The organism is Candidatus Methylomirabilota bacterium, assembly GCA_035764725.1.
GTDB lineage: Bacteria > Methylomirabilota > Methylomirabilia > Rokubacteriales > CSP1-6 > DASRWT01.
Genome location: DASTYT010000017.1, coordinates 1 through 5,854 on the forward strand (window position 1 = coordinate 1; position 5,854 = coordinate 5,854).

The 5,854-nt window shown below is 72.7% G+C and carries 7 protein-coding genes; all 7 read right to left on the reverse strand.

Annotated elements, in window-relative coordinates; genetic code table 11:
- On the reverse strand, positions 1-155 hold a 155-nt coding region (locus VFX14_02335), incomplete at its 3' end, for a cation transporter (protein HEU5188506.1).
- Between the two features lie 83 nt (positions 156-238).
- Positions 239-1,525, reverse strand: coding sequence for a metal ABC transporter permease (locus tag VFX14_02340; GenBank protein HEU5188507.1), 1,287 nt, complete (start codon positions 1,523-1,525; stop codon positions 239-241).
- A gap of 6 nt (positions 1,526-1,531) precedes the next feature.
- Positions 1,532-2,275, reverse strand: coding sequence for a metal ABC transporter ATP-binding protein (locus VFX14_02345; protein ID HEU5188508.1), 744 nt, complete (start codon positions 2,273-2,275; stop codon positions 1,532-1,534).
- A gap of 1 nt (position 2,276) precedes the next feature.
- On the reverse strand, positions 2,277-2,930 hold the full coding sequence (locus tag VFX14_02350; protein HEU5188509.1) for a phosphatase PAP2 family protein: 654 nt from the start codon (positions 2,928-2,930) through the stop codon (positions 2,277-2,279).
- Between the two features lie 104 nt (positions 2,931-3,034).
- Entirely contained in the window at positions 3,035-3,916 is an 882-nt protein-coding gene (locus VFX14_02355) for a hypothetical protein (GenBank protein HEU5188510.1), read from the reverse strand.
- Between the two features lies 1 nt (position 3,917).
- Positions 3,918-4,856 (reverse strand): metal ABC transporter substrate-binding protein, encoded by a 939-nt coding sequence (locus VFX14_02360; GenBank protein ID HEU5188511.1) that lies wholly within the window; start codon positions 4,854-4,856, stop codon positions 3,918-3,920.
- Complete coding sequence (locus VFX14_02365; GenBank protein ID HEU5188512.1) at positions 4,853-5,758, reverse strand: metal ABC transporter permease; 906 nt, start codon at positions 5,756-5,758, stop codon at positions 4,853-4,855. Before VFX14_02365 ends, VFX14_02360 begins: the two co-directional genes overlap by 4 nt.
- Positions 5,759-5,854: the final 96 nt, after the last annotated feature.

Sequence of the window (5,854 nt, forward strand, 5' to 3'; positions counted from 1 at the left end):
GTGGCGGGGCGCTCGGCGAACCAGATCGCGCCCAGGCTCAGGAGGATGCCGCCCGCGTCCACGAGCATGTGCACGGCGTCGGCGAGCAGCGACACGCTGCCCGTCCAGGCGGCGAGCGCGAGCTCGACCAGGAGGAAACTCCCCACGAGAGCCAACGCGGCGCGCAGGCGGCCCTTGTGCCGCGAGCCGTGCGAGTGGGCGCCGAGCCCGGGTCCGTGGGCGTGCGGGTGCGCGGCGCTCAGCGCGGCACCACCAGGCGGGACTCGCCCTGGCGCACGCTCTGGCTCTCGAAGAAGCCCTTGCGCGCCTCCAGCGCGTAGCGGAACTCGCCCATGGGCCCGTAGAGGGCGGTCGGGCTCGGCTCCATGCGGAGGATGGCGAAGATGCGGCCGTCCGCCTTGGCGAAGGCGATGTCGAGCGGCGCGGGCACGTTCTGCATGTGGAACTGGGTCGAGATCTCGCGGCCGAAGTCGAACAGGATCAGGTTCCGCTCGATCTCCTGGGGCGTCGCGCACTGGAAGCCCGCCGCCTGCTGCTCCGGGGTCATGGCCATGCGGACGCGGGCGGCGATGCTCTTCCTGCCGGTCTCGATCGTGAGCATCTGCACCGGCATGCTCGCAAAGCCCTCGCGCCAGCGCTTGCACGCGGGATCCTGCGCGTCCGCGACGGGCGCCACGAGGGCGAGCGCGGTGGCGAGGATGAGCGCGGCGACCTGGGGCGCCCGCGGCACCGCCCGCCGCACGAGGGACGCGGCCGCGAAGATCAGCAGCGCGGTGAGCACGATGGCGCCGCCGGCGGCGAGGCGCAGGTAGTAGGCGGCGATGAGGCCGGAGGCCACCGAGACCAGCGCCATCGCGATGCCGATGATCAGGGCCTGGCGGAAGCTCCGCCCCAGGGCGAAGCCGGTCAACGTGGGGATCACGATCATGGCGCTCACCAGGAGCACGCCGACCATGCGCATGGCCACCACGGTGGTGAGCGCGGTCAGGAGCGTGAGGATGAGGTTGAGGATGGCCACGGGGATGCCGCTGGTGCGGGCGAGATCCTCGTTCATGGTCACCGCGAAGAGCTGCCGGTAGAAGGTTCCGATGGTCACGCCCACCACCGCGGCGAGGGCGACGATGAGCCAGATGTCGGTGGGGCTCACGGTGAGGATGCTGCCGAAGAGCACCGCGAAGAGGTCGGCGTTGAAGCCGCGGGCCAGGCTGATCAGCACGACCGCGAGCGCGAAGCCGCCGGAGAGGAACACGGCCAGCGAGGCGTCGCCCGCGAGCGCCCCCCGCGTCCGCAGGCCCTCGATGCCGACCGCGCCCAGCACGGTGACGACAAGGGCGCCCAGCAGTGGGGAGACGCCGAGGAGCAGGCCCAGGGCCACGCCCGCCAGCGCAATGTGGGCCAGCGTGTCGGCGATCAGCGAGAGGCGCCGAGGGACGAGAAAAACGCCGATAGCCGGACAAATCATGGCGGTCATGGCGCCCGCCACGAAGGCGCGCCTCATGAAGTCGTAGGCGAGGAACTCGGGCATCGCCCCTCAGTGCTCGTGCGAGACCACGCGCACGGTGGGGCCGTACAGCGCGGCGAGGGCGGCGTCGCCGAGGAAGTCGCCGGGGCGGCCGTGGAAGATCAGGCGGCGGTTGAGGCAGGCCAGGCGCGTGACCTCGCGGGCCACCACGCCGATGTCGTGGCTCACCAGAACCAGCGTGACCTCGCGCTCGCGGTTCAGATGATGGAGCAGCGCGTGGAAGCTCGTCTGCGCCTCCGGGTCCACGCCGCCGGTGGGCTCGTCGAGGATGAGCAATTCGGGCTTGGCCACGAGGGCGCGCGCGATCAGGACGCGCTGCTGCTGGCCCACGGAGAGCGCGCCGATGCGCCGCGCCGCGTGCACCTCCATGCCGACCTGGGCGAGCACCTCGTCCACCCGCCGCCGCTGGGCCGCGCTCGCGCGCCCGAGCATGCCCAGGGTGGCGACGAGCCCGCTCGCGACGACCTCGCGGACGGTCGCGGGCAGGGAGGCATCGAACGTGGCCTTCTGCGGGACATAGCCCAGGCGTCCCCACTGCGTGAAGGCCGCCGGGGGATGCCCGAAGAGCCGCACCTCGCCGCGCGTGGGCTGGAGCAGGCCCAGCATCAGGCGCAGCAGCGTGGTCTTGCCGGAGCCGTTGGGACCGATGATGCCGAGGAAGTCGCCGGCCTCGACGGTGAAGTTGATGCCCTCCAGCACCGACACCTCGCCGTAGGTGAAGCTGACGTTGTCGATCTCGACGAGGGGCCGCATGTCAGTCCGCCGTCCGCCGGGTGAGGGGGGCCGCGGCGGCGGGTGCCGAGGTCGGCGCACTGTCCCGCGCCGCGTCCCACCAGGCGGCGCCGCCCCCGCACATCGCGCCGAGCAGCCAGCCGCCCAGCACATCGGAGGCCCAGTGGGCGTCGAGCGCAAGGCGCGCTCCGCCCACGCCGACCCCCAGGCCGAGCACCACGAGCGCGGCGAGGACGACGCGCCGTCCCGTGCCGACCTGGGCGCGCATACAGAGGTAGAGGGCGACGACCACGAAGACGGCGGCGGCGGTGGCGTGACCGCTGGGGAAGCCGTACGCCGTGCCAACGGGGCGCGGGCGGGCGATCAGCGCCTTCCATGCGTTCTCGATCATGGGCGCCGCCGCAAGGGCGAGGCACCACAGCCACCAGCGCCGGCGCGCGTGGCGCGACACCACGAAGAGGAGCGCGGTGGCGGGAAGCAGCACCATCCACGTGCCCCCCACGTTCATCACGTGGGCCAGGGCGAGGACCGCGGGGGTCGTCCACGCCTTCACGAGGACGCGCGCGGCGGGATCGCCGAGCAGGGGGCCGTGCGTGGCCGCCACGCTGAGCAGCAGGAAGAGCACGGCGGAGCTGAGGGCCACCGCCCGCCAGCGGGCGACGCGGCTCGCGCTCATGGGCGGCGCCGATGAGCGGGAATGGAGAGGGACACGCGGCGTGGATCGGCGGCGGACGGCATGATCGAAACCGATTGCAGTGTATTCGTCGTCGCGCGGGGGTGTCAACTTCGCACCCGCACGCGGCGCAGGATCGCCTCGGCGAATACGTCCGCCGCTTCGGGCGCCAGATTGAAGAAGAGCCCGGGCTCGTGCGCTTCCACCTCCATGATCGTGAACCCGGAGGCGGTCTCCACCCCGTCGATCCGGACGTAGAGCGGCGCCTCCGGCAGCGCGGCGAGCGCGCGGCGGGCCGCCTCGACGGTGGCCGCGGCGGGCTCGGCCCGCGCCGAGCGGCCGCCGAAGCTAGGCTGCACGCGGAAGTCGCCGTCCCCGGGATGCTTGAGCACCGCGTGAGTGAGCCCGCCGTCGATGAAGATCAGGGACCACTCGCCGCGGCTCCGGATTTCCTCGACGAAGGGCTGCAGCATCACCGGCCGGCGGATGCGACCCTCGCCGATCGCCCGCGCCACCGCGGCCGCCTCGGCCGCGGGCACGAGGGTCGTATCGTGGGCGGAGGCGGACAGCACGGGCTTCACCACCGCGAGCTCCCAGCGTCGCTCCGCCATGATCGCGGGCAGGCGCGCCGCCTCGTCGCCGAGGATCAGCGTGGGGACGACCGGCAGCCCCGCGCCCTCGAGGTCGAGCAGATACGCCTTGGAAAGATTCCACTGGATGAGCGCCGGCGTGTTCCAGAGGGCCACGCCCGCCTCCTCCCACCGCGCGAGCCAGGCGAGATAGGCGTCCGGCGCGTGATGGTAGTCCCAGCTCGAGCGCAGCACCACCGCGTCGAAGGGGTCGAACCGCGCGCCTTCCAGGTTCCACGGAAGCCCCGTGACACGGGCGCCCCGCGCCTCGAGCGCGCGCGCCACGAAGGCGTCGCTCAGCGAGACGTCGGGCCAGGCGAGGCAGGTGACGAAGCAGATGCGCGGCGCGGCGCGGCCCATGCTACCGACAGCCGAGCCCGGCGCGGAGGCTCTCGAGGTTCGCACGCATGAGGGCGAGATAGTCCTTGCCCGCGGCCGCCTCCTCGGCGGTGAGGCCCTCGACGGGGTTCAGCACCAGGGTGCGTGCGCCGACCTCGCGCGCCAGCGTCTCGGCGAGCTTCGGGCTCGCCAGGGGCTCGTAGAAGACGGCCTGCACGCCGGACGCGCGCGCGAAGCGCACCAGGCGCGCGAGGTCCGCGGGGCTGGGCTCGACGGAGAAGGCTACGCCAACCACCGGCACCTGTTCGAGCCCGTAACGTCGCGTGAGGTAGCCGAAGGCCGCGTGCGAGGTGACCACCTCGCGCCGCGCGCACGACGCGAGGCCCGACGTGAACGCGTCGCCGAGCGCGCCCAGGGCAGCCTTGTAGCGGTCGGCGCGCTCGCGGTAGCCCGCTTCGCCCGCCGGATCCACGCGGGCGAGCCCCGCGGCGATCGCGTCCACCTGACGCTGGGCCAGCACGGGATCCAGCCACACGTGCGGATCCTTGGCCGGCACGAGCGCTCGACCGTCCTCGCGGCCGCCCGCGCCGCGCGCGTCGAGGAGGGGTAGCCCCGCGGTGGTGTCGATGGCCAGCGGGCCCGGCGGCTTGATCTCGCGGAGCATGCGGTCCACCGCGGGCTCGAAGCCGGCGCCGTTGTAGACGAGGAGCGTGGCCTTGCCCACGTCGGCCACGTCCCGCGGCGAGGGCTCCCAGTCATGGGGCTCGACGCCCGTCGGCACCAGCGAGGTCACCTCGGCGCGGTCGCCGGCGACCTGCCGCGCGAAATCGTAGAGCGGGAAGAAAGTCGCGACAACCTTGGGGCGCGCCGGTGCGGCCGGGTTGGAGGGCGCCGGGCCGGCGTCGCAGCCGCCGGCCACGAGGGCGGCGACGAGCAGCGCCGCCCGTCCGCGCGCGCTCACGAGCGGCGGTCGACCCGGCCGCCGCGCGAGTCGGCGCGGAGGGCGGCGGGCTCGAGCGCGGTCGGCCCGAGCACGCGGGCACGCCGGCCCGCCACGCGCGCGTAGCCGCCCAGGGCGGCAAGGCTCACCCCGAAGGCGCAGACCACCGTCGCGCCGGTGGGGAGGTCCAGGACGGCCGACCCCACCATCGCGATCACGCTCACCGCCGTGCCGAAGACCCAGCCGATGGCCAGGCGAGCGGCCAGGCTCCCGCCAAGGATGATGCCAGCGAGAGCGGGCACGATGAGGTAGCTGAAGACGAGCAGGACGCCTCCGATACGTACCGAGCTGGTGACCACGATGCCGAACGAGGCGTAGAACAGGAAATCCCACATCCGGACCGAGCGGCCCTCGCGGAACGCTCTCTCCGGGTCGGTCGAGATGAGAAAGAAGGGGCCGCGACACAGCCAGTGAAAGGCCCCGATGACGGCGTAGAGCAGCGCCACCTTGAGGACCTCTCCGCCCGATACGCTGAGGATGCTGCCCACGAGCATGCCGCGCAGGTGCTCCATGCCATGCGGCGTCCGGTCCGCCACCAGCACCGCGGCGGCCGAGGACACGGCGTACACGACGCCGATGATGGCCTCCTGGGAGACATGGCGCTCGCGGGTGCGGGACAGGGCGAGGACCAGAGCGCCCAGGATGGTGAAGGTCAGGCCGAAGGCGTACGACTCCCAGGTCGAGAGCTCCCAGCCGAAGACGAACGCAGTGGTCGCTCCCAGCGCGGCGATCTGCGCCAGCGCGATGTCCACGAAGACGACCTCGCGCGCGATGACGTGGATGCCGAGGTAGGCGTGGATGCCGGTGAGGACCAAGCACATGAGGAACGGCACCCACATCAGCGAGAGGAGCTCGTTGGCCATGGTCATTCCCTACTTGAGGGCCTGCGCGAGCATCTTCACATTGTAGTCCACGGTCTCGATGTACCCGCTGGTCCCCTTCGCGCCCCCGACCGCCGG

Excerpts from the sequence above, each read along its gene's own strand:
- VFX14_02345 (HEU5188508.1), bottom strand. The coding sequence starts at position 2,275 with ATGCGGCCCCTCGTCGAGATCGACAACGTCAGCTTCACCTACGGCGAG.
- VFX14_02355 (HEU5188510.1), bottom strand. The coding sequence starts at position 3,916 with ATGGGCCGCGCCGCGCCGCGCATCTGCTTCGTCACCTGCCTCGCCTGG.
- VFX14_02365 (HEU5188512.1), bottom strand. The coding sequence starts at position 5,758 with ATGGCCAACGAGCTCCTCTCGCTGATGTGGGTGCCGTTCCTCATGTGC.
- VFX14_02350 (HEU5188509.1), bottom strand. The coding sequence starts at position 2,930 with ATGAGCGCGAGCCGCGTCGCCCGCTGGCGGGCGGTGGCCCTCAGCTCC.
- VFX14_02340 (HEU5188507.1), bottom strand. The coding sequence starts at position 1,525 with ATGCCCGAGTTCCTCGCCTACGACTTCATGAGGCGCGCCTTCGTGGCG.